The organism is Nocardioides marmotae (assembly GCF_013177455.1).
Classification (GTDB): domain Bacteria; phylum Actinomycetota; class Actinomycetes; order Propionibacteriales; family Nocardioidaceae; genus Nocardioides; species Nocardioides marmotae.
This window is the reverse complement of the sequence record NZ_CP053660.1, coordinates 2,754,970-2,780,732: the sequence shown is the minus strand read 5'-3', so window position 1 is coordinate 2,780,732 and position 25,763 is coordinate 2,754,970. Positions and strand designations below refer to the sequence as shown.

At 73.1% G+C, this 25,763-nt stretch carries 26 protein-coding genes and 1 pseudogene; 11 read left to right on the top strand and 16 right to left on the bottom strand.

Features of this window, described 5'->3' with window-relative positions:
- Positions 1-2: 2 nt before the first annotated feature.
- From HPC71_RS13300 to HPC71_RS13290, 4 genes are all read right to left on the bottom strand, one after another.
- Positions 3-1,097 carry a FecCD family ABC transporter permease gene (locus tag HPC71_RS13300; RefSeq protein WP_216656416.1) on the bottom strand — a complete coding sequence of 365 codons (1,095 nt, stop codon included), beginning with the start codon at positions 1,095-1,097 and terminating at the stop codon, positions 3-5.
- Positions 1,098-1,137: 40 nt separating this feature from the next.
- Positions 1,138-1,263, bottom strand: a complete 126-nt coding sequence (locus HPC71_RS21180; protein WP_284438242.1) for a hypothetical protein — start codon at positions 1,261-1,263, stop codon at positions 1,138-1,140.
- A gap of 82 nt (positions 1,264-1,345) precedes the next feature.
- Positions 1,346-1,948, bottom strand: coding sequence for a hypothetical protein (locus tag HPC71_RS13295; protein ID WP_253943711.1), 603 nt, complete (start codon positions 1,946-1,948; stop codon positions 1,346-1,348).
- A gap of 6 nt (positions 1,949-1,954) precedes the next feature.
- The gene (locus tag HPC71_RS13290; RefSeq protein ID WP_230084527.1) at positions 1,955-2,203 is read right to left on the bottom strand and encodes an alpha/beta-hydrolase family protein; all 249 of its coding nucleotides are present in this window, start codon (positions 2,201-2,203) and stop codon (positions 1,955-1,957) included.
- Between the two features lie 6 nt (positions 2,204-2,209).
- Here HPC71_RS13290 and HPC71_RS21260 point away from each other — a divergent pair.
- Positions 2,210-2,344, top strand: a pseudogene (locus HPC71_RS21260) (organic hydroperoxide resistance protein); the annotation flags it as partial.
- A 168-nt stretch (positions 2,345-2,512) separates the two neighbouring features.
- Here HPC71_RS21260 and HPC71_RS13285 read toward each other — a convergent pair.
- Both HPC71_RS13285 and glnA read right to left on the bottom strand, forming a co-directional pair.
- Positions 2,513-3,637, bottom strand: a complete 1,125-nt coding sequence (locus HPC71_RS13285) for a YncE family protein (RefSeq protein ID WP_154616411.1) — start codon at positions 3,635-3,637, stop codon at positions 2,513-2,515.
- Positions 3,638-3,822: 185 nt separating this feature from the next.
- Complete coding sequence (gene glnA / locus HPC71_RS13280) at positions 3,823-5,244, bottom strand: type I glutamate--ammonia ligase (RefSeq protein WP_154616412.1); 1,422 nt, start codon at positions 5,242-5,244, stop codon at positions 3,823-3,825.
- Between the two features lie 193 nt (positions 5,245-5,437).
- Between glnA and HPC71_RS13275 the strand changes: the two genes are divergently transcribed.
- A complete protein-coding gene (locus HPC71_RS13275; protein WP_171896787.1) occupies positions 5,438-5,890 on the top strand; it encodes an RDD family protein in 453 nt (150 codons plus the stop codon).
- A gap of 71 nt (positions 5,891-5,961) precedes the next feature.
- The gene (locus HPC71_RS13270) at positions 5,962-6,876 is read left to right on the top strand and encodes an SCO4651 family lipoprotein (RefSeq protein WP_154616413.1); all 915 of its coding nucleotides are present in this window, start codon (positions 5,962-5,964) and stop codon (positions 6,874-6,876) included.
- An 83-nt stretch (positions 6,877-6,959) separates the two neighbouring features.
- Here HPC71_RS13270 and HPC71_RS13265 read toward each other — a convergent pair whose 3' ends face one another.
- On the bottom strand, positions 6,960-7,712 hold the full coding sequence (locus HPC71_RS13265) for a DUF4191 domain-containing protein (protein ID WP_154616414.1): 753 nt from the start codon (positions 7,710-7,712) through the stop codon (positions 6,960-6,962).
- Positions 7,713-7,765: 53 nt separating this feature from the next.
- On the bottom strand, positions 7,766-8,710 hold the full coding sequence (gene lipA, locus HPC71_RS13260; protein WP_171896786.1) for a lipoyl synthase: 945 nt from the start codon (positions 8,708-8,710) through the stop codon (positions 7,766-7,768).
- Positions 8,711-8,796: 86 nt separating this feature from the next.
- Here lipA and HPC71_RS13255 point away from each other — a divergent pair, with 86 nt between their 5' ends.
- Positions 8,797-9,285, top strand: coding sequence for an SRPBCC domain-containing protein (locus HPC71_RS13255; protein ID WP_154616415.1), 489 nt, complete (start codon positions 8,797-8,799; stop codon positions 9,283-9,285).
- Positions 9,286-9,306: 21 nt separating this feature from the next.
- Here HPC71_RS13255 and HPC71_RS13250 read toward each other — a convergent pair whose 3' ends face one another.
- Genes HPC71_RS13250 through lipB form a run of 3 tightly spaced genes read right to left on the bottom strand, consistent with a single transcriptional unit; the run spans position 9,307 to position 11,986 of the window.
- On the bottom strand, positions 9,307-10,266 hold the full coding sequence (locus tag HPC71_RS13250; protein ID WP_154616416.1) for a hypothetical protein: 960 nt from the start codon (positions 10,264-10,266) through the stop codon (positions 9,307-9,309).
- A complete protein-coding gene (locus HPC71_RS13245) occupies positions 10,263-11,201 on the bottom strand; it encodes an ABC transporter ATP-binding protein (RefSeq protein ID WP_171896785.1) in 939 nt (312 codons plus the stop codon). Before HPC71_RS13245 ends, HPC71_RS13250 begins: the two co-directional genes overlap by 4 nt.
- A 56-nt stretch (positions 11,202-11,257) precedes the next feature.
- Entirely contained in the window at positions 11,258-11,986 is a 729-nt protein-coding gene (gene lipB, locus HPC71_RS13240; protein WP_216656415.1) for a lipoyl(octanoyl) transferase LipB, read from the bottom strand.
- 60 nt (positions 11,987-12,046) lie between these two features.
- Here lipB and HPC71_RS13235 point away from each other — a divergent pair, with 60 nt between their 5' ends.
- On the top strand, positions 12,047-12,538 hold the full coding sequence (locus tag HPC71_RS13235) for a hypothetical protein (RefSeq protein ID WP_154616418.1): 492 nt from the start codon (positions 12,047-12,049) through the stop codon (positions 12,536-12,538).
- Between the two features lie 63 nt (positions 12,539-12,601).
- Positions 12,602-13,114 carry a GNAT family N-acetyltransferase gene (locus HPC71_RS13230; protein ID WP_154616419.1) on the top strand — a complete coding sequence of 171 codons (513 nt, stop codon included), beginning with the start codon at positions 12,602-12,604 and terminating at the stop codon, positions 13,112-13,114.
- A 34-nt stretch (positions 13,115-13,148) separates the two neighbouring features.
- On the opposite strand, the gene HPC71_RS13225 is transcribed toward HPC71_RS13230, so the two are convergent.
- The 3 genes from HPC71_RS13225 to lpdA all read right to left on the bottom strand — a co-directional run bounded on the left by HPC71_RS13225 (position 13,149) and on the right by lpdA (position 17,706).
- The gene (locus HPC71_RS13225) at positions 13,149-14,039 is read right to left on the bottom strand and encodes a TIGR01777 family oxidoreductase (protein ID WP_154616420.1); all 891 of its coding nucleotides are present in this window, start codon (positions 14,037-14,039) and stop codon (positions 13,149-13,151) included.
- Between the two features lie 364 nt (positions 14,040-14,403).
- The gene (gene sucB / locus HPC71_RS13220) at positions 14,404-16,284 is read right to left on the bottom strand and encodes a 2-oxoglutarate dehydrogenase, E2 component, dihydrolipoamide succinyltransferase (protein ID WP_154616421.1); all 1,881 of its coding nucleotides are present in this window, start codon (positions 16,282-16,284) and stop codon (positions 14,404-14,406) included.
- A gap of 30 nt (positions 16,285-16,314) precedes the next feature.
- Positions 16,315-17,706 carry a dihydrolipoyl dehydrogenase gene (lpdA, locus tag HPC71_RS13215; RefSeq protein ID WP_253943710.1) on the bottom strand — a complete coding sequence of 464 codons (1,392 nt, stop codon included), beginning with the start codon at positions 17,704-17,706 and terminating at the stop codon, positions 16,315-16,317.
- Positions 17,707-17,823: 117 nt separating this feature from the next.
- Between lpdA and HPC71_RS13210 the strand changes: the two genes are divergently transcribed.
- Positions 17,824-18,183: a hypothetical protein gene (locus HPC71_RS13210; RefSeq protein WP_154616423.1), complete on the top strand. Its 360-nt coding sequence runs from the start codon at positions 17,824-17,826 to the stop codon at positions 18,181-18,183.
- A 336-nt stretch (positions 18,184-18,519) separates the two neighbouring features.
- Positions 18,520-19,836, top strand: a complete 1,317-nt coding sequence (locus tag HPC71_RS13205; RefSeq protein WP_154616424.1) for an HNH endonuclease signature motif containing protein — start codon at positions 18,520-18,522, stop codon at positions 19,834-19,836.
- Positions 19,837-20,051: 215 nt separating this feature from the next.
- Here the strand turns inward: HPC71_RS13205 and HPC71_RS13200 are convergent, their stop codons facing one another.
- Both HPC71_RS13200 and HPC71_RS13195 read right to left on the bottom strand, forming a co-directional pair.
- On the bottom strand, positions 20,052-21,086 hold the full coding sequence (locus HPC71_RS13200) for a MerR family transcriptional regulator (protein ID WP_154616425.1): 1,035 nt from the start codon (positions 21,084-21,086) through the stop codon (positions 20,052-20,054).
- Positions 21,087-21,167: 81 nt separating this feature from the next.
- Positions 21,168-22,679 (bottom strand): leucyl aminopeptidase, encoded by a 1,512-nt coding sequence (locus HPC71_RS13195; RefSeq protein ID WP_171896784.1) that lies wholly within the window; start codon positions 22,677-22,679, stop codon positions 21,168-21,170.
- 39 nt (positions 22,680-22,718) lie between these two features.
- Between HPC71_RS13195 and gcvT the strand changes: the two genes are divergently transcribed.
- Genes gcvT through HPC71_RS13180 form a run of 3 tightly spaced genes read left to right on the top strand, consistent with a single transcriptional unit; the run spans position 22,719 to position 25,636 of the window.
- Positions 22,719-23,846: a glycine cleavage system aminomethyltransferase GcvT gene (gcvT, locus tag HPC71_RS13190; protein WP_154616426.1), complete on the top strand. Its 1,128-nt coding sequence runs from the start codon at positions 22,719-22,721 to the stop codon at positions 23,844-23,846.
- Positions 23,843-24,100, top strand: coding sequence for a hypothetical protein (locus tag HPC71_RS13185; protein WP_171896783.1), 258 nt, complete (start codon positions 23,843-23,845; stop codon positions 24,098-24,100). The genes gcvT and HPC71_RS13185 overlap by 4 nt, the downstream gene beginning before the upstream one ends.
- 21 nt (positions 24,101-24,121) lie before the next feature.
- Complete coding sequence (locus HPC71_RS13180) at positions 24,122-25,636, top strand: hypothetical protein (protein ID WP_154616427.1); 1,515 nt, start codon at positions 24,122-24,124, stop codon at positions 25,634-25,636.
- Positions 25,637-25,763 lie beyond the last annotated feature (127 nt).

Below are 25,763 nucleotides of genomic sequence, written 5' to 3'. Positions count from 1 at the left end.
CATCACGCGGCGGAGTGCAGCCGGCGGATGAGGTAGAGCAGGAACGGGGCGCCGACCATCGCGGTGACGATCCCGATGGGCAGCTCGCGCGGCTGCAGGAGCATCCGCGAGAGCAGGTCGGCCCAGACCAGGAAGGTCGCGCCGAGCAGCGCGGCGGTCGGCACCGACCAGGCGTGGGCCGCGCCGACCAGGCGGCGGGCCAGGTGGGGCACGACCAGGCCGACGAACCCGATCGAGCCGGACGCGGCCACCACGAAGCCGATGCACAGCGAGACGACGACGAGCACCTGGGTGCGGAAGCGGGTGGGGGAGACGCCGAGCACCAGCGCGGTCTCGTCGCCGATCGTCAGCGCGTCGAGCCGGCGCCCCCACAGGGTCAGCACGAGCGCGGTCAGCGCGACGACCAGGCACAGCGCGAGCAGGGGTGCGCCCCACTGGGCCAGGGCGAGCGAGCCCAGCAGCCAGAACATCACCGAGCGCGCGCCCTCCGCGGAGCCGGAGGCGAAGATGAGGAAGCTCGTCAGCGCCGAGAGGGCGTAGCCGACCGCGACGCCGGCCAGCAGCAGCCGCACCGACGTCACCCGCCCGGCGGCGCGGGCCACGACGAAGACCAGCAGTGACGCGGCCAGGGCGCCGAGGAAGGCGCTGGCCGACAGGGCGTGCTCGCCGACGCCCAGCGTCACCCCGAACAGGATGGTCGCGGCCGCGCCGCTGGAGGCCCCGGAGTTGATGCCGAGCAGGTAGGGGTCGGCCAGCATGTTGCGCACCATCGCCTGCAGCGCGGTGCCGCACACCGCGAGGCCGGCACCGGCGGCGATCGCCATCAGCACGCGCGGGACGCGGACGTCCCACACGATCACCTCGGACGTCGCGCTCACCCCGTCGGGCGCCACGGACACCAGCCGGGCGCGCAGCACCTCGAGGACCTCGGCCGGGGAGATCACGATCGGGCCGACCCCGATCCCCAGCACCGTCGAGACGACCAGCATCGCCGCCAGCCCCGCCACGATCACCGTGTTGCGGCGCCGCCTCCGGCCCCGCCCGAGGGGGTCGACAGCGACCTCGCGAGGCAGGGCGAGCGCAGGAGCGGAGGGCACGGACGTCCTTGTTGCGAATAAGTTGCAGTAGCGACTCATGCTAGCGGGCAGCCGACGGGCGCCGCTGCCCGGGCCCGGCCTCCTCGCGGATCACGGGCAGCCCGGGCCCGGGCGTACGACGCCGTCGCCGGCCGAGCCGCCACAGCCGGCCGAGGGCGAGCACCATGGGCACCGACCAGACCGGGTATGCCCAACCGAACGACACGAGCGCCCCACCCACAGCACCGGCAGCGCCCACCCGACGTCCATCACGTCCTACCACTGCGGGCAGCGACCACGAGCCCGGCGAGCCAGCCGGGCGCCCGACCGTGCTCGGGCGGGCCGATGGTGTCCATGTCGTGCCCGCTGCGAGCCAGCAGCCAGGCGACCAAGGAGTTGGAGTTCCACATGTCGCCGGCCCGCTGCTCGTCCCTTCCCCAGGTCGCGGTGGGGAAGGACGGCGCCAGGTCCAGGACCTGCTGCGCCATGGCCGGGTCCGCGCTGAGGCGCTGCGGGCTGTCCACCGCTTCCGCGGCATCGGGAATCACCCCGTCGCGCCACCGTCGGACCTCGTAGCGGAAGAAGCGGGAACGACCCAGCCGATGCAGCCCCACCGGGCCTTCGCACACGACTCCGCGATCGGGCGCGTCCGTGCCCCACGCCGGTGCCATCTCGATGGTGAACAGTTGTCCGTCCAGGCTCACGGCGAGCGCAGCGTGGAAGAGGTCGCAGCGCTCTCGATGCTGACGGCGGGCGGCCGCCGCCTCGAAGACGCGACCGTTGACGCGAACGCAGTGGGTGCTGTCGCCGGCGCCGAGCGGCAGCCCGAACAGGTCGACGCCGGCCGAGGCCGGGTGGGTGTGGTCGGGCACGGCAGATCACCCGCCCAGCTCTTCCTCGGCCAGCCGGGCCGTGTCCGCCTCCGTCCACCCGGGCGGCGGCAGGATCGCCGCCCACGCCCAGACCGGCTCCTGGCCGAACCGGTGACCCTGTCCGGCCGGCATGTCGTTGGCCATCATCTGGTCGGCCCCGAGCTGGAGCATCGTGATCCCCGGGATCCAGCGGATGCTCGGCGACACCCCCGGAGCCCTCGGCTCCTCGAGCCAGTCCGGACGCTGGACGGCCAGCGACCAGCTCCACCAGGTGATGGGGTCGTTGGCGTGCTGGAGGTAGCCGACGAGCTCGCCGCGGCCGCCCACCAGATCTGTCCCTACAGCAACGCGACGCGCGGCAACGTCCCGGTCACCGTGGACACCGCCGTCGACTGAGCATCCGCTGCGTCGACACGCGCGGGGTCGTGCAGGTCAGGAGGCTGGTGTCGCCGACTTCTGAGATGTAGACGCGTGGCTCGACCATGAGGCAACCGGCCCGGCAGTCCTTGGTCGACCGAGAACACGCTTCTCCGTGGCTCGGTCTCCCTCGGCCCCGGCGGACGCTCAGCGGTAGGTGAGCGCGAGCAGCAGCGGGCTTCCGCTCCGGACACCTGTGTACGTCGGCACGTAGATGTTCCCCTTGGTGGGGCCGCGCCGCGAGACCTGGACGGTCTGCGGGGCGTACAGCTCCTCGCCCCGGGCGCCGTGCAGCGGCGCGAGCGAGCGCGCGTCGAGGGCGAGGAACGACTGCTGCTCGGCCGGGCTGGCCCGCCAGGTGGTGGCGTAGAGGTAGCGGCCGTCGGGCGAGACGGCGAGGCCGAGCCCGTCCTCCTGGGCGGGGATCCGGGCCGCCTTGGCCACCCGCTTCTTCTTGAGGTTCAGCCGGGCCACGTGCAGCTCGCTAGTCGTGGAGCCTCCGGAGAGGACGTACGCCGCACGGTTCTGGTCGTCGATCGCTACCGCGTCGCCGCGGAAGCTCAGCCGCAGGCGCTTGACCTTCGTGGGCTTGCCGGTGCGCTTGTCGACCTTGTACTGGAGCAGGTAGTCGTCGGTGGTGTGGTTCGAGGTCACCAGGTGCTTGCCGTCGGCGGAGATCGCGATGTCGCCGTCCCACTCCGGGGTCTTCACGCGCCCGGTCTGGCGGGGCTTGCGGGGCTTGGCGAGCGAGAGGACCTGGATGCCCTTGCCGGTGCCGTGGTCGCCGTACTCGAAGCCGTGCTTGAGGTAGAGGAACCGGCCGTCGCGGGAGGCGACCATGCCGAAGACGTGCGAGGGCGCGAGCTTCTTGTGCTGGATCTTGCGGACCATCCGTGGTGCCTTGGTGCCGCTGACGTCGACGACGTAGAGCGTGTCGTTCTGGCTCAGGACGTAGGCCGTGCGCCCGTCGCGCGAGAGCTCGACCTGCTCGCCGAACACCGTCCGGGTGGACCCGAGCAGCTGCGGGTCGCCCTCGGTCAGCGCCACCACCTGCAACCAGTCCCCGCTCACGGCCACCGCGCGCTTGCCGTTGGTGCTCACCGCCAGGTCGAGGACGCCGCGGTCGGTCTCCGGCAGCACCACCGAGCCGACCTCGCGGATCTCGGGGGTCTGCTGGGCGGACGTCGGTGCCACCAGCGTGCCGGCGAGCACGACACCCAGGGCGGCGCCGACCGGGAGAAGGGTGCGGAGGACCGCGTGGACGAGGGCCATGGCCGTGCTCCTGTCGCCGGAGGTATCGGTAGGCCTTCCCTCCCGTGGCCGCCCCCACACCCTCTCGCGGGCCCGGCGATCCGTGCACGAAGAACGGCGCCCGGCCCTGGAAGACGTCGAAAGACGTTTTTCCAGGGCCAGGCGCCGTTCAGGCGTCTAGCCGCGGGTCAACGAGACCCCGGGGATCAGATGTCGTAGTACAGCTCGAACTCGTGCGGGTGCGGGCGCAGCTGCACGGGCGCGATCTCGTTGGTGCGCTTGAAGTCGATCCAGGTCTCGATCAGGTCCGGCGTGAAGACGTTGCCGACGGTCAGGTACTCGTGGTCCGCCTCGAGGGCGTCGAGGACCGCACCGAGGCTGGTCGGCACCTGGTCGATCTCGGCCATCTCGTCCGGCGGGAGCTCGTAGATGTCCTTGTCGATGGGCGCGGCCGGCTCGATCTTGTTCTTGATGCCGTCGAGGCCGGCGAGCATGAGCGCGGAGAACGCGAGGTAGGGGTTCGCCGACGGGTCGGGGAAGCGGGTCTCGATCCGCTTGGCCTTCGGGTTCGAGCCGGTGATCGGGATGCGCACCGACGCGGAGCGGTTCCGCGAGGAGTACACCAGCGAGATCGGAGCCTCGAAGCCCGGGACCAGGCGGTGGTAGGAGTTCACCGTCGGGTTGGTGAAGGCCAGCAGCGACGGGGCGTGCTTGAGGATGCCGCCGATGTAGTAGCGGGCCATCTCCGAGAGGCCGCCGTACCCGGTCTCGTCGTAGAACAGCGGGTCGCCGTTCTTCCACAGCGACTGGTGCACGTGCATGCCCGAGCCGTTGTCGCCGAAGATCGGCTTCGGCATGAAGGTGACCGACTTGCCCTGCTCCCAGGCGGTGTTCTTGATGAGGTACTTGAACTTCATCACGTCGTCCGCGGCGCGCAGCAGGGTGTCGAAGCGGTAGTTGATCTCGGCCTGACCGGCGGTGCCGACCTCGTGGTGGGCGCGCTCGACCAGGAGGCCGCAGGCCTCGAGGTTCTTGACCATGTCCGCGCGCAGGTCGCTGTAGTGGTCGTAGGGCTCGACGGGGAAGTAGCCGCCCTTGAGGCGGGTCTTGTAGCCCAGGTTGTCGGCGCCGTCCTTGCCGGAGTTCCACCAGCCCTCGACGGAGTCGATGTGGTAGTAGCCCTCGTTGACGCCAGTGGAGTACCGGACGCTGTCGAAGATGTAGAACTCCGCCTCCGGGGCGAAGAACGCGGTGTCGGCGACACCCGTGGTCTCGAGGTAGGCCAGCGCCTTGCGCGCGATGTTGCGCGGGTCGCGGGAGTAGGCCTCGCCCGTGATCGGGTCGTGGATGAAGAAGTTGACGTTCAGCGTCTTCGACTTGCGGAAGGGGTCGATGTACGCCGTGGTCGGGTCCGGGAAGAGCGACATGTCGGACTCGTTGATGGCCTGGAACCCACGGATGGAGGAGCCGTCGAAACCCAGGCCGTCGTCGAAGACGCTCTGGTCGAACGATGAGACCGGCACCGTGAAGTGCTGCATGACTCCGGGCAGGTCACAGAAACGGACGTCGACCATCTCGACGCCCTCGTCCTTGATGTACTTGAGCAGCTCGTCGCTGTTCTGGAACATTCGTCCTCCTGTGGCTGCGACTGGGCCGCGAGCCGGCGAGTTCTCTCGGGTCGTGCCGGCCGGGGCGGCTCTGCACCGGACGACTGCCGCCACCCTCGTCGGGAGCGGTTTCTCGACCATATCCGCATTGTTTCAGGCGTGTAACAGGTGTCCCGTGGTCCAGTCCGGTGGGCCGCCCGCCTAGGCTTCGCCCGTGAAGACGGCAGCTCCCGGTCCCTCGTTCGAGACAGCCTCGTGGGCCCGACGCATCGCCGCGCTGGCCGTCGACTGGTTCGCCTCGACCCTCGTGGTGATCGCCTTCATCGGCCTCGAGGACTACACCGCGACCGGCAGCCCGGCCCCCGCCTACGTGCTCCTCGTGTACGTCGTGGAGTCGGCCCTGCTGACCTGGGCCGTCGGCGGCTCCTTCGGCAAGATCGCCACGCGGCTGCGGGTGGTGCGGGTCGACCTGAGCACCAGGCCGCTGAACCCGCTGGTGCTGCTCGCGCGGCAGGTGGCGATCGCGCTGGTCATCCCGCCGCTCGTCTACCGCCCCGACGGCCGCGGCCTGCACGACATGCTCGCCGGCACCGCCACCGTGACCCTCGACGTCTACCGCACGCTGGGTCGCACCTCCGGTCCCACGTCGGGCACCTCGGACCGCTGAGCGAGGTTTGCCCGGTTGGTCGTTCGGGACATGCTTGACGGGTCAGTCCATTGATCTCGAAAGGCCCCGACGTGACCCGTCCGCTCCGCACCCGCCGCCTCCTCGCCGCCATCGCGGTGGCGCCCCTCCTGTCGACCGCGCTCGTCGCCTGCGGCGGTGACAGCGAGAGCGACGAGGCGAAGGACCCCGCGACGTCGAGCAGCGCCACGGCCGACGCCGAGCCCGCCGACGAGGGCGACGACGCGGCCGACGCCTCCGACCTCGAGGACGGCCAGGACGTCCCCGCCGCACAGTTCGTCGACATCATCAGCGCCGGCGTGGAGGCCTCCACGACGGCCAGGACGACCACGACCTCCTCCTTCGGCGGGCAGACCTCCACCAGCGAGGGCGTCGTGGACTACACGACCACCCCGCCCTCGATCTCGATGACGACCACCATCCCCGGTGGCGGCCCGACGACCGAGGTGATCGCCGTCGACGGCATCACCTACGTCTCGCTCGGCGAGCTCAGCCAGGGCAAGTACTGGAAGATCGACCCCGCCGACCCCGACGGCCCGATGGCCGGGATGGGCATGGACCAGCTGCTGAAGCAGAACGACCCGCTCGCCGCGATCCAGACGATGGAGGAGGGCATCGACAAGGTGACCTACGTGGGCGAGGAGGACGTCGACGGCCGCGACCTCGACCACTTCGAGATGACCGTCGACCTCGCCGCGTCGCTCGCCAGCCTCGGCACCGAGATGCCGAAGGAGGCGACCCAGAGCCTGCCGAAGACCATCACCTACGACGTGTGGCTCGACGAGGAGGGCCGGATCGGCAAGATGGTGATGGAGATGCCGGTCATGGGGTCGACCACGACCATGGAGATGACCATGGACGACTGGGGCACCGACGTCACGATCGAGGCGCCGCCGGCCGCCGAGGTCACCGACATGCCCGACCCGAGCGAGATGATGCAGCAGATGCAGCCCTCGCCGGCCGCCTGACCCGCGCCACCGCAAGACGCGAGAACGCCCCCAGCCGCACGGCTGGGGGCGTTCCTCGTCTGTGGCTCGGTGGGGGAGCCGGGTCAGCGGCCGCGCAGGTTGCCGCGCATCCCCTTCATCGAGGTGGGGATCGGGCCCTTGGGCAGCGGGATGTTCGAGCGGGTCGCGTCGAGCGCCTTGAGGCGGCTCAGCACGTCGGTCATCTCCGCGGGCTTGACCTGCTTGCCGAGCTTCTGCACGTGGCGGACGAGCTTCGGCAGCGGGACCTCGCCCTCGCCGTTGCCGCAGACGACCTCGTGGATCGGTACGTCGGAGGCGACGCGCTCGTGCTTGCGGCGCTCGGTGACGAGCAGCTGGCGCACGCGGTTGGGGCTGGAGCCCTCGCCGACCAGGACGATGCCCGGAGGGCCGACGACGCGGTGGACGACGTCCTGGTTCTTGTTGAACGCGATGACCGGGTCGGCCTTCCAGCCGCGGCGCAGCATCCGCAGCGCGGCGGCCGCCGCGCCCGGCTGGCCCTCCATCTGCTGGTAGGCGGCGTTCTGCGCGCGCCGCCCGAAGATGATCATCGCGGCCAGCGAGCCGCTCAGCAGCGAGCCGACGACGGCGAGGATCCAGCCGATGATGCCCGAGCCGGGAAGCAGCCAGAAGACGAGGAAGCCCAGGAAGCCCGCGAGGACCGCGGCGCCGAAGGTGTAGAGCCCCACCCGCCGGTCGGTGCGGCGGGTCATCTTGTAGGTCTCGACCAGCTGCTTGCGGCGGCTCATGTCCGCCGTCGAGGTCTGGGCCGCAGCCGCGGTCGTCTTGGCGTTCTTCTTCGAGGCGTCCTTGGCCATGGAGGTCGTTCGTGCCCTTTGCTGTCGTGCCGCGGGGAAGGGGAGGCCGCCGGTCAGGCGGTGGTGACGCCCGCACGGGCGTCCATGGCCTGACGGTACAGCCGTCCGGCGCGGTAGGACGAACGCACCAGGGGACCCGAGAGCACCCCGGAGAAGCCGATCTCCTCGGCCTCGGCGGCCAGCTCGACGAACTCCTCGGGCTTGACCCAGCGCTCGACGGGGTGGTGGCGCACCGAGGGGCGGAGGTACTGGGTGATGGTGATCAGCTCACAACCGGCGCCGTGCAGGTCGCGCAGCGCCTGGCTGACCTCCTCGCGGGTCTCGCCCATGCCGAGGATGAGGTTGGACTTGGTGACCAGGCCGAAGTCGCGGGCCTGGGTGATCACGTCGAGGGAGCGCTCGTAGCGGAACGCGGGGCGGATCCGCTTGAAGATCCGCGGCACGGTCTCGACGTTGTGGGCGAGCACCTCGGGGCGGGACTCGAAGACCTCGGTGAGCAGCTCGGGCTTGCCGTTGAAGTCCGGGATGAGGTTCTCGACGCCGGTCTCGGGGTTGAGCTCGTGGATGGCGCGGACGGTCTCGGCGTACAGCCAGGCGCCGCCGTCGGGCAGGTCGTCGCGGGCGACGCCGGTGATCGTGGCGTACCGCAGGCCCATGGTCTGCACGGACTCCGCGACGCGGCGCGGCTCGTCCCGGTCGAGGTCCTGCGGCTTGCCGGTGTCGATCTGGCAGAAGTCGCAGCGGCGGGTGCACTGGTCGCCACCGATGAGGAAGGTGGCCTCGCGGTCCTCCCAGCACTCGAAGATGTTGGGGCAGCCGGCCTCCTGGCACACGGTGTGCAGTCCCTCGGACTTCACCAGGCTCTGGAGGTGCTTGTACTCCGGCCCCATCTTCGCCCGGGTCTTGATCCACTCCGGCTTGCGCTCGATCGGGGTCTCGGCGTTGCGGACCTCGAGGCGGAGGAGCTTTCTTCCTTCTGGGGCGGGAGCCTGCGTCACGTCGATCACTGTACGCCGCGGGCCGGCACGACCCCGACTCGCCGGCGACCGCCGGACGCTCGCGGGGCGAGGTGCACGATGGACCCATGCCCGCTCCCACCGGCCGCGTCGTCGGCGGCACCCTGATGCTCACCCGCCACCTCCCGCTGCCCGCCACCGAGGTGTGGGCGGCGCTGACCGAGCCCGCCCGGCTCGAGCGGTGGATCGGCACCTGGACCGGCGACCCCGCCGAGGGCCAGGTCATGTTCACGATGACCGCCGAGGGCGAGCACGCGCCGGCCGAGCAGATGACGATCAACGTCTGCGAGCCGCCGCAGCGCCTGGTGCTGGTCTCGCGGGTCGGCGACGACTGGTGGGACCTCGAGCTCGAGCTCGGCGCCGCCACCGACGGCGGCACCCTGCTGACCTTCAAGCAGCCCGGCATCGACCCGACCGCGGCCGAGAGCGTCGGCCCCGGCTGGGAGTACTACCTCGACCGGCTCGTCGCCTCGCTGACCGGCGGCGACGTCGCGGCCATCGACTTCGACCGCGACTACTACCCGGCGATGTCCGGGCACTACCGCCGGCTCGGCTGAGCCCCGGCCAGGGGGAACGTCTCAGGGCACGTCGCGGCGGCGGAACGAGAGCACCGAGGCGGCACCCACGAGCAGCAGGCCGGCGCCGTGGTACGCCGCGCCCCGCCACAGGGGCAGGTCGCGGGTGTCGTCGCAGAGCGAGCCCTCGGGGGCCCTCTCGACGCCGTCGTAGCAGGACGGCGGGACCTCGACCCAGTACTCCGTGCCGTCCTGGAGCACCGCTGCGACGTTCGGCAGCGGCTGCCACGGCTCGGGCACGCCGGCGGCGTCGAGGAGCAGCAGCGACGCGAACGCGACGGCCAGCACGACCCCGAGCGTGGCCACCGTGCTGCGCAGCAGCATGGTCAGCGCGTAGCAGCCCAGCGCCGCCGCCGCCGCGATCCCGGCCCCGCGCAGGCCGAGGAGCAGCGAGGTGCGCAGACCGCCCTCGGCGACGGTGAGGTCGCGGGCCTGCATCACGCCCCACAGCACCAGCCAGTACGCCGTGGCGACGACCACCGCGGTCGCCAGGGCGGTGCCGGTCACCACGACCGCCTTGGCCAGCCACACCCGGCCCCGGCGGGGCCGGAAGAGCAGCTGGTTGCTCACCGACCCGGTGTTCCAGTCGTGCCCGACGAACGTGGTGGCCACCAGCATCAGCAGCACGGTGAGCGTGCCGGTCACGGCCAGGCCGGAGCCCCCGCGCTCGCGGGCCAGGCTGAGGTCCTGCCTGCCGACGTACCAGCTCACGACCAGCTCGGGGCAGCGCTCGGCGGCGCGGGCGGGCGGCACGCCGAACTGCCGGGGACGGCGCTCGCAGCGGGCGATCTCCGAGGCCGCTTCGCTGCGGATCGTGGCCATCTCCGACTCCGAGACCGGGCGGGAGCCCCAGATCGTCGCCACCGCGATCAGGGCCGGGACGACGAGGCACCCCAGCAGGAGCAGCAGGACGGCGCGGCGCCACCGCAGCCGGGTCAGCTCGACGCGCAGCAGCGACCTCATCGGGCCTCCTCCTCGACGGTGGGGGAGCCGAGGGTGTCGTCGGCGGTGAGCTGGAGGAAGATCGACTCGAGATCCGGGCGGAGCGGCACCAGCTCGGTCAGCCAGATGTCGGCGGCGGCGAGCAGCCGGGTGACCGCGGCCGGGTCGTCGGTCTCGACCCGCAGCGCGCCGTCGGCCGCGGTGGCGGGCACGCCGGCCGCCGCGAGCACCGCCGAGGCGGCGGCGGGGTCGGGCACCACGACGCGGTGGGTGGTGCTGGACCCGAGCAGGTCCTCGACGGTGCCGGAGGCGAGCAGGCGGCCGTGGCCGACGATGGTCGCGGAGGTGCAGACCTGCTGGACCTCGGCGAGGATGTGGGAGCTGAGCAGCACCGTCACCCCGGCCTCGCCGAGCCCGCGGATCGTCTCGCGGATCTCCCGGATGCCGGCAGGGTCCAGCCCGTTGGTGGGCTCGTCGAGGATGAGCAGCGCGGGGTCCTTGAGCAGCGTGGCGGCGATGGCCAGCCGCTGCTTCATGCCCAGGGAGTAGGCGCGGTACCGGTCGCGGTCGCGGCCGGTCAGCCCGACCGTCTCCACCGCGGCGTCGACCCGGCTGTCGGGCACGTCGATCGAGCGCGCCAGCAGCAGGAGGTTCTGCCGGCCGCTGAGGTTGGGGGAGAACTTCGGGGACTCCACCACCGCCCCGACCCGGTCGACGACGTCGGGGAGCTGCTCGGGCACGGGGTGACCCAGCAGGCGCATCGTGCCGCGGGTGGGGCGGGCCAGCCCGAGGAGCATCCGGATCGTCGTGGTCTTGCCGGAGCCGTTGGGCCCGAGGAAGCCGTGCACCCCGCCGGCGGGGACCGCCAGGTCGAGGTCGGCCACGGCGACGCGCAGCCCGCGGCGCGTGCGGAACTCCTTGCGGAGCCCCTGGGTCTCGATCGCTAGGTCGGGCACCCGACGATCCAAGCAGCGGACGGCTCCGGTGCCGGGCGGGACGCGCCGGGCGGGGGCTACCTCGGGGTGACCAGCTCGATGCGGGGGCCGCGGCCCGGCTCGGGGCGGGCGTCGTAGTCCGGCGTGGCGTCGTACGGCTCCCAGGCGAGGTACGTCGCCAGGTGCCGCTCCACGAGCGGCAGCACGTCGGCGGTGGTGACGCGGCGGCCGAGCTCGGCGGTCAGCGTGGTGACCCCGGCGTCGGCGATGCCGCAGGGGACGAACCGGTCGTACCAGTCGAGGTCGACGTCGCAGTTGAGCGAGAAGCCGTGCATGGTCACACCGCGGCTGACCCGGATGCCGATGGCCGCGATCTTCCGCTCGGGGCCGCGGTCGTCCGCACGCAGCCACACGCCGCTGCGGCCCGGGACGCGGGCAGTCGTGACGCCGAGGTCGGCGCAGACGGCGATGAGCGCCTCCTCGACCCGGCGGACGTAGTCGACGACCTTGACGTGGTCGGGCAGCGCGACGATCGGGTAGCCGACCAGCTGGCCGGGCCCGTGGAAGGTGATCTTGCCGCCGCGGTCGACATCGACGACCTGCGCGCCGCCGGGGTCGAGCGGGCGCTCGTGCGGCTCGGTGCGCTTGCCCGCGGTGTAGACCGGCGGGTGCTCAAGCAGGAGGACGGTCGGTGGTGCCGCACCGTCCGCGACCTGGGCGTGGACCTCGCGCTGGAGGTCCCAGGCGGCGAGGTAGTCCAGGGCGTCGTCCCCGAGGCCGACCGTGCGGAACGTCAGCGTGCTCACCCGCTCGACTCTACCTGTGGACAACGGCGCGGGCCCCCGCCCGGTGGGTAGGTGACCAGGGTGCGCCGACCCCTCCTGCTCCTCGTCTCGTTCCTCGCCACCGTGGCCCTCGTGGTGCCCGGGGTACTCCTCATGGGTGGCGCGGGGCCACCTTCGTCGCGGGTGCGGCCGGCCGCTGCGGCGGGGCCCGACGCCCGGGCGGTGCTCGCCGACTGGGACCGTCGACGGTCGGCCGCCTGGGCCGCGGGCGACGTCGACGCGCTCGACCGGCTCTACGTGCCCGGCTCCGCGGCCGGCCGGAAGGATCGGGCGATGCTCGAGCGGTGGACCGGCCGCGGGCTGGTGGTGGAGGACCTGCGGCTCGCCCTGATCTCCGTCGAGGTCGTCGCCGCCGCGACGCACCGACTCGTCCTGCGGGTGACCGACCGGGTGGCTGCGGGCCGCGCGGTCGGCCGCGGCGTCGACGTGCGGCTGCCCGAGGACGGCCCGACGACGCGGCGGGTCACGCTCGTGCGGGCCGCGGGGGAGTGGCTCGTCGCCGAGGTCCGGTGAGGTCCGCCACGGTCCGGTGAAATTCGTGTGATGGGTGGGGCGTCGACCCGGGAGGATGGCCGCATGAGCGACCTGAGGCTGCGACCGCTGCGGACCGACGACGAGGCGGAGGCGCTGCGGGCGCACGAGGAGCTGGCGGCCGACGGCTTCGAGTTCGTGCTGGGGTGGTCTCCCGAGCGGACCTGGGCCGACCTGCTGGCGCAGTACGAGCGCGAGCGGGTCGGCCTCGCCCTGCCCGAGGGGCGGGTGCCGGCGGCGTTCCTCGTCGCGGAGGTGGACGGCGAGATCGTCGGGCGGCTGTCGGTCCGGTTCGCGCTCAACGACTGGCTGGCGGCGTACGGCGGGCACGTGGGGTACGGCGTCCGGCCGGCGCACCGCCGCCGCGGGTACGCCACGGAGATCCTGCGGCAGTCGCTGGTGCTCGCGCGCGCCGGCGGCGTCGACCGGGTGCTGGTGACCTGCGACGACGACAACCTCGCGTCCGCCGCGACCATCGAGCGGTGCGGCGGGGTGCTCGAGGACGTCCGCGAGCAGCCGGGCGAGCCCGTGGCCAAGCGGCGCTACTGGATCGGCTGAGGCGCGCCGCGGGCTGCGGGCCGGGCGACCGGCCTCAGCGCAGCCCGGTGGCGAGCACGGCCTCGACGTCGGGGTCGCGGAACTCGTACCCCGCGGCCTCGAGCACGGCCGGTCGGACGTTGAGCGAGCCGAGCAGCTCCGGCGCCATCGCGCCCGCACCGGCCCGCAGCGCGAACGCGGGGACGGGGAGCACGGCCGGGCGGCGCACCGCACGGCCCAGGGCGCGGGTGAACTCCGCGTTCGTCGGCGCCTGCGGACAGGTCAGGTTCACCGGACCGCTCACCGAGGCGTCCTCGGCGAGGAAGGTGACCGCGCCGACCCAGTCCCGCAGCGAGATCATCGCCATGTGCTGGCGGCCGTTGCCGAGCCGGGCGCCGAGCCCGGAGCGGAAGAGCGGCGCGAGCAGCTTCAGCGGCGCGGCGCGGCGGTCCATCACCGGCGCGGTCCGCAGGTAGCAGACCCGCGCGCCCGCCTCGACCGCCGGCTGCGCGGCCGCCTGCCAGGCGCGGGTCACCTCGGTCAGCAGCGCGTGGCCGCGGCTGTCGGAGTCCTCGGTCAGCACCTGGTCGCCGTGGTCGCCGTAGTAGGAGATGCCGTTGCCCGCGAGGTACGCCGGCGGGCGCGGGGCGTCGGCGACCGCCCGGGCGAGCACCTGCGTGGAGGTCACCCGGCTCTCGCGCAGCTCCCGCGCCCAGGCCGAGGAGTGCGGGTTGCCCAGCGTGGGTGAGCCGGCGAGGTTGACCACCACGTCCGCCCCGTGGAGCGCGTCGCGGTCGTAGGTCCCGGCTGCCGGGTCCCAGGCCGCCTCGTCGGGCGCGGTCGGCACGCGACGTACGAGGCGGGTGACGTGGTGGTCGCGCTCGCGCAGCGCATCGACGAGGTGGCTGCCCAGGAAGCCGGAGGAGCCGGCGATCACGATCCGCATCCCGTGAGCCTCCCAGGACGCCCAAGCCCACCCCCCGCCGAGTCGGCACTTCTGGCGGGCCGAGTCGGCACCTGTGGCGCGGCGAGTGGGCGGTTGTGGCGGGTCGAGTCGGCACCTGTGGCGCGGCGAGTGGGCGGTTGTGGCGGGTCGAGTCAGCACTTCTGGTGCGGCCAACCAGAAGTGAGGACTCGGTGAGCCAGAACTGACCACTCGGCCGGTCAGAGGTGACCACTCGGCGGGTCAGAAGTGCCGACTCGACGGTTCGGGGGTGCCGAGTCGGCAGGGACGGGACGGAATGGGACAGGGCCCGGGACCTGTGCGGTCCCGGGCCCTGCCGGTGGTGCTGGGGTGGTGCTGGTGGTGCTCAGACGTCGAAGACGCCGGCCTCCAGGCGCTTCTTGACGTCCTGGAGGAAGCGGCCCGCGTCGGCGCCGTCGACCAGCCGGTGGTCGTAGGTCAGCGCGAGGTAGACCATGTGGCGCACCGCGATCGTCTCGCCGAGGTTCGGGTCGTCGATGACGACCGGGCGCTTGACGACCGCGCCCGGGCCGAGGATGGCGACCTGCGGCTTGTTGATGATCGGGGTGTCCCACAGGGCGCCCACGCTGCCGAGGTTGGTGATCGTGAAGGTGCCGCCGGACAGCTCGTCGGGACCGATCTTGTTGGTCCGCGTGCGCTGCGCGACGTCCGCGATCTTCTTGGCCAGGCCCGCGATCGAGAGATCGCCGGCGTCCTTGACCACCGGGGTGATCAGGCCCTTCTCGGTGTCCACCGCGATCGCGAGGTTCTCGCGGTCGTAGTAGGTGATCTCCCCGGCCTCGGTGTCGATGCCCGCGTTCAGCTTCGGGTGCTGCTTGAGGGCGTCGACGGCGGCCTTGGCGAAGAACGGCAGGTACGACAGCTTCACGCCCTCGCGGGCGAGGAAGTCGGCCTTCACCGCGTCGCGCAGCCGCGCGATGTTGGTGACGTCGACCTCGATGACCTGGGTCAGCTGGGCACCGGTCTGCAGCGAGTCGACCATCCGCTCGGCGATGATCTTGCGCAGGCGGCTGATCTTCTCGGTCGTCCCGCGCAGCGGGGAGGGCGTGACCGAGGGGGCCTGCCGGCTGCTCGCGGCCGGGGCCTGCGCCGCCGGCTCGGCGGGCGCCTGCTGCTGGGCCTGCTGCTGGGCCTTGGCCGCGTCGAGCACGTCCTGCTTGCGGATGCGGCCGCCGACGCCGGTGCCCTCGACGCTCGAGAGGTCGACGTCGTGCTGGGCGGCGAGCTTGCGGACCAGCGGGGTGACGTACCCGGCACCGTCGGCGGCCTTCTCCGAGCGGGCCTGCTCCTTGTCACCGGAGGCGTCACCGGAGGTCTCCGAGGAGCGCTCGCCGGTGCTCGGCGACTGCGAGCTCGGGGCGGGCGCGGTCTCGGCGGCCGGCTCGTGGTCCTTCTCGGGCTCGGGCTGCTCGGTGGCGGCCTCGTCCTCCTCGGCGGGCTCGGGCTCCGGCTCGGGGGCGGGCTCCGGCTCCGGCTCCGGCGCGGACTCCTGCGCCGGCTCCTCGGCCTTGGCCTGCGGAGCGGCGCCCTTGTCGCCGATGATCGCCAGCTCGGCGCCGACCTCGACGGTCTCGTCCTCCTCGGCCTTGATCTCGAGCAGCGTGCCCGCGACCGGCGAGGGGATCTCGGTGTCGACCTTGTCGGTGGAGACCTCGAGCAGCGGCTCGTCGACGGCGACGTCGTCGCCGACCGACTTCAGCCAGCGGGTCACGGTGCCCTCGGTGACCGACTCGCCCAGGGCGGGGAGGGTGACCGGCGTACCGCCGCCACCACCACTTCCGCCGCTGTCACCGCCGGAGGCGGCGGGGGACTCGGGCTTGTCGGCCTCGGGGGTCTCGTCGCCGGCGGGGAGGTCGCCCTTGTCCTCGGCGATCTCCTCCTCCTGCTCGGCCTTCTTCTCGGACTGCTCCTCGTCCTGGGGCTGGGCCTCGGGCTCGGCGGAGCCGGAGGCGTCGCCCGCGGACTCGCCCTCGTCGCCGATGACGGCCAGGACGGCGCCGACCTCGACCGTGTCGTCCTCCTGCGCCTTGATCTCGAGCAGGGTGCCCGCGACGGGGGAGGGGATCTCGGTGTCGACCTTGTCGGTGGAGACCTCGAGCAGCGGCTCGTCGACGGCGACCGCGTCACCCACGGACTTCAGCCAGCGGGTGACGGTTCCTTCGGTGACGGATTCCCCGAGGGCCGGGAGGTTGACTTCGGTGGCCATGAGTTCCTTCGCTCTTCGTGGTTGCGGTGATCAGGAGTGCGCGTGCAGCGGTTTGCCGGCGAGGGCGAGATGGGCCTCGCCGAGCGCCTCGTTCTGCGTGGGGTGGGCGTGGACGAGCGGAGCGACGTCCTCCGGGTACCCCTCCCAGCCGTAGATCAGCTGGGCCTGGCCGACGAGCTCGCCGACCCGGTCGCCGACCATGTGGATCCCCACGACGGGGCCGTCGACCCGGCGGACGAGCTTGACGAAACCCTGCGTCTTGAGGATCTGGCTCTTGCCGTTGCCGCCGAGGTCGTAGGTCACGGACTCGATGCCGTCGGCGCCGAAGCGCTCGGCCGCCGTCTGCTCATCGAGCCCGACCGAGGCGACCTCGGGGGAGGAGTAGGTGACGCGGGGGATCGCGGCCTCGTCGATGGGCCGCGGGTCGAGCCCGGCGATGTCCTCGGCGACGAAGATGCCCTGCTGGAAGCCGCGGTGAGCCAGCTGGAGGCCCGGGACGATGTCGCCGACGGCGTACACGCCGTCCACGGAGGTGCGGCAGCGCTCGTCGGTCAGCACGAACCCGCGCTCCATGGCGACGCCCTGCTCGTCGTACCCGAGCCCGTCGGTGACCGGGCCCCGGCCGACGGCCACGAGCATCAGCTCGGCCTCGATCGTGCTCGGCTCGCCGCCCTCGGCCGCGACCGTGACGCGCACGCCGTCGGCGGTGGGCTCGACGGACTGGAAGCGGGTGCCGGTGCGGAAGGCGATGCCGCGCTTGCGGAAGGCGCGCTCGAGCGCCTTGGAGCTGGCCTCGTCCTCGGCGGCGACCAGGCGGGGGAGCGCCTCGACGATCGTCACCTCGGCGCCGAAGCTGCGCCACACGCTGGCGAACTCGCACCCGATCACGCCGCCGCCGAGCACCACGACGCTGCGCGGGACGCGGTCCAGGCGCAGGGCGTGCTCGGAGCTCAGCACCCGCTCGCCGTCGACCTCGAGGCCGGGCAGGCTGCGGGCGTAGGAGCCGGAGGCCAGCACGACGTGCCGGCCGGTGTAGGCGGTGTCGCCGACGGTGACCTGGCGCGGGCCGGTGAGCCGGCCCTCGCCCTCGATGACGGTGATGCCGCGGCTCTTCACCAGGCCGGTGAGGCCCTTGAAGAGGCGGTCGACGACGCCGTCCTTGTACTTCAGGACGCCCGGCACGTCGACGCCCTCGAGCGTGGCGCGGACGCCGAACCGCTCGGACTCGCGGGCGCTGTCGGCGACCTCCGCCGCGTGCAGCAGCGCCTTGGTCGGGATGCAGCCGACGTGGAGACAGGTGCCACCGACCTTGCTCTTCTCGACGAGGCCCACCGTCAGCCCGAGCTGGGCCGCGCGCAGGGCACAGGCATAGCCACCGGAGCCCGCACCGAGGATGAGTACGTCGTAGTCGGCGTCGGCCACCGTGGTCCTTCCCTGTCGGCCTCGGCCCCCCTGGATCGCAGGGGAGCGCTCGCCCATCTTTGCACCCTTTACGGGCGTGTCCACACCGGGTCGCGCCCACCCCGGCAGACTGGTGCCATGGCATGGACCGACCGCTTCCGACGTCGCCCGCGGATGAGCAAGCCCGCGAGCGACGGGTTCCGCACCGGCTCGACCCGCGTACGCGCCTCGGACAAGGTCGACGAGGACCACCTGCACACCTGGGTGGTCGCGCGACGCGGCGTCGAGGGGTTCGTCGAGCCCCGCACCGCCGTCAGCGACGTGACCCTCCTGCTCGTCGCCCACGACGGCGAGTGGACCCGGCGCCGCGTCCCCTCGGTCGAGTGGGCGCACCGCTTCTGCAACAGCCACCAGGTCCCCTCCTACGACGCCGCGGTCGTCGGCATCCCCCAGCGGATGCGCGACTACAACCGGCGTCGCAAGCAGCAGGGGCTGTAGGGCGGGTCGCTGTCCGCTGGTCGCTGTTCGCTGGTCGAGCAGAGGCGCCCTGGCGCCGACGTGTCGAGGCCCCTGGCAGCCGACCTTCGGCCTGCGGGCCCTTCCGCTGGTCGAGCAGGAGGCGCCCCGGCGCCGACGTTGTCGAGGCCCCGTGAGCCGGCCTTCGGGCTGCGGGCTGTGGGTGGTTGCGGCTTTGGCAGCTATGGGACGAGGTACGCCGTGGGTGCGGTTCGCTGCCGGGTCTCTGGCCGCCGCCTCGGCTGGCTGTCCGACCAGATCGACAGGATTTGCTGACGAACCTCTTCCATTCGAGCAGGTGTTCGAGTATAATGAGGCATGGCCTTGATCGCGACGCTCGCGCACCCGCTGGACACCCCAGCCGGCGTGCTGAGCCTCGCGCGGTCTAAGCAGCGAGCTGCGAACGCGGCCGAGGCTGAGCTCCTCGAAGCGGCTGTCCAGTGGTGCGTGCTGCACCCGGCGGAGTCGTTGGACGAGGCAGCCTCGTGGTCGGTGTTCCGCGGGTTCGGCGACAAGCCCGTCTGCCTGGCCGGTGAGGGTGCACCCTTCGTCACCGAGTTCGCGGTCGTCGAGTTCGCCGCCGGGCTCGGGAAGTCGGAGGACGCCGGCCGCGCCTACCTGGCCGAGGCGCTCGAGCTTCGCTACCGCCTCCCCAAGCTGTGGGCCAAGGTCACCTCCCTGGACCTGCCCGCCTGGAAGGCACGCTCGCTCGCCCGCCGCACCCTGCACCTGCCGAAGAAGGGCGCGGCGTTCGTCGACACCCACCTCGCACCCGTCGCCTCGACCATCGGCCCCGCGGCCCTGCAACGGCTCCTGGAGGAAGCGCTGGTCCGGTTCGACCCCGACGAAGCCCAACGGGTCGCGACCGAGCGGGCCGAGGCCCGCCACGTGACCATCCAGTCCCGCCAGGTCTCCTTCGACGGGCACGTCGACGTCTGGGCCACCCTCGACCTGGCCGACGCGCTGGACCTGGACGAAGCGCTGGCGAAGGGCGCGGCCCGGCTCGAGGCCCTGGGTTGCACCGACACTCTCGACGCCCGCCGCTCCGTGGCGCTGGGTGACATGGCGCGGCGGCAGCTGAGCCTCGACTTCGACACCGACCCCAAGCCCCTCGTGGTCCACGTCCACCAGCGCCCCGACGGGACCCTCGACGACATCACCCGCGTCGAGAACGTCCGCGGGTTCGTCCTCACCACCCAGCTCGCCGACTGGTGCACCCGCGCCGCGCGGTCCGACGCCGGCAAGACGATCACCGTGAAGCCGGTCATCGACCTGAGCGAGCGGATCCACGTCGAGGCCTACGAGGTCCCCGACCGCCTCTCGACCCAGACCCGGCTCCGCGACCACCACTGCGTCTTCCCCTGGTGCACCCGCCCCGCCCACGCCACCAGCAGGGTCGACGACGACCACGTCATCCCGCACAACAAGGGCGGACCGACCGCCACCGAGAACATTGCGCCCTTGCGTCGACGCCACCACCGCGCCAAGACCCACGCCGGCTGGCACCAGGAATCCCCAACGCCAGGCACGTTCGAGTGGCGAAGTCCCACCGGCCTCACCTACCGGGTCGACCACCACGGCACCCACGACCTCGGCCCCGAACCACCACCGGCGCTCGGGCCGCCCCCGACATAGCCCCACCGCCCACGACCCCGCCGGAGCACCCAGCCGGCGGGGCACAGGCGCGCCGAGTGGCTGCCTTCGCTGCTTGCGAGGCGACGTATGTGCCCCGTCCACGATCCGTCCCGCGCCGGCCGCCCAGCGCCGCGCCGCGCGGGCCGTGTGCCCGAGCACGCGCCGGCCCGCGTCGTGGGGCACGCGACCGCACACGACCGCACGCGACGCGGTGGTCAGCCCTCGAGGTCGACGACGACCACCGACCAGTTGTCCGGGGCGCCGGCGGCGGTGACGGCGTCGGCCACGGCGTCGACGACCACGCCGGGTGCGGCGTCCATGGTGAGGAAGGCGGCCAGGGCGGCCGGGTCGAGCACCGCGTGCACCCCATCGGTGGTGAGGACGAACCGGTCGCCCGGCTCGGTGACCCGGATCGCGAGGTCCGGGTGGGCGGAGGTGGACGTGCCGAGGGCGCGGTTGAGCAGCACCCGCCGGTCGTCGAGGCGGGCCTCGTCGGCGGAGAGCCGTCCCTCGTCGACGAGGGTCTGCACGACGGTGTGGTCGCGGGTCAGCCGCTCGAGTCGTCCCTCGCGCACGAGGTGGGCCCGGGAGTCGCCGAGGTGGGCGACGAGCACCTCGCGGCCGGCGAGGACGAGCGCGGTGATCGTCGTGCCGTCGTCGGGGTGTCCGGCGGCGGCGACGACGGCGTCGGCCGCGCGGCGTACGGCGTCATCGAGCTCGGCGACCGAGCCGGGCTGCCCGAGGGCCGCGAGCGCGGCCTCCGAGACGTCCGGGGTGTGGCCGAAGCCGTCGGCGACGGCGACCAGGGCGCCGTCGACGCGGACGGCGTCGAGCTGGGTGTCACGGCCGCCGATGCCGGCGCGCGCGGCGCTGGTGAAGGGGGTGGTCGGTGCGTGGGACATGGGTTCCTCCTCGGGGGACAGCTCCTCGACGAGGTCCGCCACGATGCGGCGGGCGGTGGCGGCGTCGGCCTCGACCTGACGGCGGTACGACGTCAGCTCGGCCGCGGCGGCCGCCGGCGGCAGGTCGGCGACCGTGCGGATGCGGGCCAGCGGCATGCCGGCCAGCCGCAGCCGGGCGACCAGGCGCGCCCGGTCCAGCTGGTGGCGGGCGTAGCGCCGATAGCCGTTGACCGGGTCCACCTCGACCGGGACCAGCAGCCCCATGTCGTCGTAGAGCCGCAGCGCCTTGGGCGTCAGCCCGCTGGCCCGCGCGAAGTCGCCGATGGTGAGCAGCGCGTCGTCCGCCATGGGTCCTCCTCGTCACCGGCGCGGGTGCGCCGGTGACGCGACCGTGGTGCCTGCCCCAGGGGCAGGGTCAAGCGCGGGTTCTCAGCTCTTCGCGACCAACGAGCGGGCGTAGTCGACGAGCGTGGCGACGGCGACGCCGGTGCCACCGGAGGTGACGTGGCCCGAGGGGCCGCCGGAGGCGAAGGAGGGCCCGGCGATGTCGAGGTGGGCCCAGGGGAGACCGGCGGTGAACTCGCGCAGGAACGCGGCGGCGTACAGCCCGCCGCCCCAGCGGATCCAGTCGTGCTGGGCGAGGTCGGCGATCTTGCTGGAGGTGATCCGCTCGCGCATGTGCTCGGGGATCGGCATCGGCCAGAAGTCCTCGCCCGCGGCGACGGCGGCGTCGAGGACGTCCCGGACGACCTCCTCGGAGCCCATGACGCCGGAGACCTTGTCGCCCAGCGCGACGACCATGTGGCCGGTCAGCGTGGCGACGTCGAGGATCGTGTCGGGCTCCCGCTCGGTGGCGCGCACGAGCGCGTCGGCGAGGACGAGGCGGCCCTCGGCGTCGGTGTTCAGGATCTCCACGGTGGTGCCGCCGTAGATGCGCAGCACGTCGCCGGGACGGGTGGCGCTGCCGGAGACCATGTTCTCCGCCATCGGGGCGAAGGTGGAGACCCGGATCGGCAGCCCGAGCGCGGCGATGGCGAGCGTGGCCTGGACGACGGCGGCGGCGCCGGCCATGTCGGACTTCATCTCGTGCATGTTCTGCGCGGGCTTGATCGACAGGCCGCCGGAGTCGAAGGTGATGCCCTTGCCGACGAGCGCGAGGTGGTGCTTGGCGCCGCGGGGGGAGTAGGTCAGCTCCACGAGCCGCGGCGGGGCGTCGGACCCGGCGCCGACACCGAGGATGCCGCCGCAGCCGAGCTCGGCGAGCGAGGCCTCGTCGTGGACGGTGACCTCGATCTTCGGGGCGCCGCGGCCCTTGGTCGCGGCCTTGGTGGCGGCGACGACGGCATCGGCGAAGGCCGGCGGGCGCAGGTCGCCCGGAGGGGTGTTCACCCAGTCGCGGGTCGCGACGACGGCGTCGGCCACCACCTGCGCCTCCTCGAGGGCGGTCGTGACCTCCTTGCGCCGCGCCGCGGGGGTCAGCACCACCACGTCGGCGGGAGTGCCCTGCTTCGGGTCCTTGGCGTCCTTCTTGTAGATGGTGAACGTGTAGCCGCCGAGCCGGTAGCCCTCCACGACCGCGCGCACCAGCTCCGGGGTGGCGGCGGGCAGCGCGAGCGCGACCGAGGCGGCGTTGGTGACCGCGCGGGCGGCGGCGCCGGCACCGCGACGTACGTCGGCGGGCGTGGCCTCCTTGCCGAGCCCGACGAGCACCAGCAGCGGCGTCGCGACGGCCCCGCCCGTGGGGACCTTGACGACCTCGCCGGCCTTGCCGCTCACGCCCAGCGTGGACAGCAGCGGGCGCAGCTTGCGGCCGTATGCCTTCGCGACCTCCTCACCGCCGTCGGCGAGCTCGGGGCCGTCGGCCCCCTGGAGGACACCGACCACCACCGCGTCGGCCTTGGTCTTGGCAGGGCTGGCGTTGCGCAGCGTGTACGACGTCACTCGCGAAAGGATAGACCGGCGCTGGGGTAGGTTCCCCGCATGGCTGGTGACCCCACCTCTGACCCCACGCTGCTGCGCTCGCCGCTGCACGAGCGGCACGTGGCCCTGGGGGCGAAGATGGCGGAGTTCGGCGGCTGGTCGATGCCGCTGGAGTACGCCGCCGGCACGGTCAAGGAGCACACGGCCGTCCGCGAGGCGGTCGGGATCTTCGACGTCAGCCACCTCGGCAAGGCGCTCGTCTCGGGCCCCGGCGCCGCGGCGTACGTGAACGCCACCCTGACCAACGACCTCGGCCGGATCGCCCCGGGCCAGGCGCAGTACACGCTGTGTTGCGACGAGGAGACCGGCGGCGTGGTCGACGACCTCATCGTCTACCTCCACGACGAGGAGCGCGTGCTCCTCGTGCCGAACGCCGCGAACACCGCCGAGGTGGTCCGGCGGCTCGAGGCCACCGCCCCCGCCGGCGTCACGGTGGCCGACCAGCACCGTGACCACGCGGTGCTCGCCGTCCAGGGCCCGCGGTGCGACGCGGTGCTGTCCGCCGCCGGCCTGCCCGTGGGCCACGACTACATGTCCTTCGTCGTCGCCCCGTTCGAGGGCGCCGAGGTCGTGGTGTGCCGCACCGGTTACACCGGCGAGCGCGGCTACGAGCTGGTCGCGCCCGTCGCGGTGGCGGTCGCGCTCTGGGACGCGCTGGTCGCCGCGGGCGAGCAGCACGGCATGCTGCCCTGCGGCCTGGGCTCGCGGGACACGCTGCGCACCGAGATGGGCTACCCGCTCCACGGGCAGGACCTCTCCCCGGACGTCACTCCGAACCAGGCGCGTCTCGGGTGGGCGGTCGGCTGGTCCAAGCCGGCGTTCTGGGGCCGCGAGCCGCTCCTCGCGGAGCGCGAGGCCGGCCCGGCGCGCGTGCTGCGCGGCCTGGTCGCGACCGGCCGGGGGATCCCGCGGCCCGGCATGAGCGTCTCGCTCACCCCCGACGTGCTGCTCGGCGAGGTCACCTCGGGCACCTTCTCGCCGACCCTGCGCACGGGCATCGGGCTCGCCCTGCTGCCCTCGTTCGTCGACCCCGAGGCGGAGGTCGGCGTCGACGTCCGCGGGCGTCGCGAGATCTTCCAGCTGACCAAGCCGCCGTTCGTCCGTTCCCACGTCCGGAGCAGCGAGTGAACCTTCCCGACCAGCCCAGTACCTTCCGCGCCCCCCTGCCGGCCGAGCGGCCGTGGTGGTGGCGCCTGGAGAACGCCGCGGGCGAGGAGGTCGCCGTGGTCGGCGACCTCGGCGCCGAGCGCTTCGCCAACCAGTCCGACGCCGAGTCCTGGGTGGGCGAGGTCTTCGGGGACCTGGTTGCGGAGGGCGTCGACGCGGTCACGCTCTTCGAGCTCGAGCGCCGGGTCTACGGACCCATGTCGCTGCACCCCTAGAGCTCCCGCACGGGAGGGTCGATGCGCGCGGACGACTTCCCGGACTACCTCACCGCCCGCTGGGCGCCGCTGGTCCGCGTCGTCGTCCTCCTCGGCGCCGGTCCGGCGCTCGCCCGCAGGGTGGTCGCCGTCGCGCTCGGCCGTGCGCGGCGCGACTGGGGCGAGCTGAGCACCTCAGGCGACCTCGACGGCGAGGTGCTCGCCGAGGTGCTGCAGACGCTCGCCGAGGCCCGGCGGCACGGGCTCGACGGCTCCGACGGTGCTGAGGGGACCGAGGGGACGGACCGGCCGGCACAGCTCGACGACCTCACCGAGCGCGCGCGCACCCGCCTCGTGGCGGCCGTCGTGCTCGGTCGCGGCAGCACCGAGGACATCGAGGGCCTCGAGGGCCTCGGGGGCATCGACGAGTCCGACCTCCTCGACGACGTACGTCGCGTGGCCGCCGCGGTGCCCGTCGGCTCGCCGCCCCCGCCCGACGCGCTCCCGACCCGGCTCCGACCGGCCCGCGCCGGTCGGCTGGTCGCGCTCGGGCTCGCGGTGGTGCTCGCGCTGGTCGCCGCGACGTACGCCGTCGGCGCGCTCCGGGGGCCCGTGGACCCGGACGGGCCGGACCGCCCCGACGGGCGGGCCGAGGAGCGGCTGGGCCGGGTGCGGGTGGTCGGCGAGGCCAACCCGCTGCCGGTGACGTGGTGGGCGGGCGACGTCCTGCACCTGCCGGGGGGCTGGATGGAGGTCCCCGGGCTGGTCGACCTGGTCGCGATCGACGGGGGCGCGGTCGTGGCGGACGCGGCCCAGCGCGTCGTGCACGTCCGCGCCGACGGCGTGCGCACGGTGCTGGGCAGGCAGGAGCACGGGACGGGCCTGGCCGCGGAGGGCGACACCGCGCTGGTGGCGTGGATCGAGCCCGGCGGGTCCGTCGTGGCGCACGACCTGCTGGCCGGGCGCGACGTGGACCGGCAGGACCTCGACGTCTTCCACCCCAGCACCGGCCGCGTCGTCGGGATCGCCGGCGGCGTCGTCCTGCTCACCTCGGCCTACGGCGACGTCCGGTGGCGCCCCGGCGAGCGGTCGACGGTCATCTCGCAGCCGCCGGTCATGCTCGACCAGGAGTCGGGGACCATGCTGGTCCGGGCGGGCCCGGCGCGGGTGCGCGTCGAGGACACCTTCTTCAGCGTCGCCCACACCCTCCCGGGCATCGGCGGCGCGCTCGACCCCGAGGGGACCACGGTCGTCACGACCGTGCCCGACACGCGCTCCGCCCACGGCACCGTCCGGCTGTACGACGCCCGCACCGGCGACCGGCTCGCCACCGGCCTCCGCCGCCAGGACGTCGTGCTCGCCTCGGCGTTCGGCGGCGACGGCACGGTGGTCCACGTCGTCGCCCGGTTGCAGGACCTGCCGCGCACCGAGGACTTCGTCCGCCCGTCCTTCGCGGGCCGTCAGGAGCTGCGGACCTGCCGCCTGGAGGACGGCCGCTGCCGCACGATCACGACCGTGCCGGCGAGCGACGGCGTACCGCTGCTCGCCTCGCCGTAGCCGACCGGTGCCGGCGCCCCCGGTCGAACGCGCCCGTTGGACGATTCGCTGGTCATGTGGCGGCCGGGAGGCCATGATGCAGGAGTGGGGGTCGTGCATGGGCGACCTATGGGGGCAGCTACGCGCG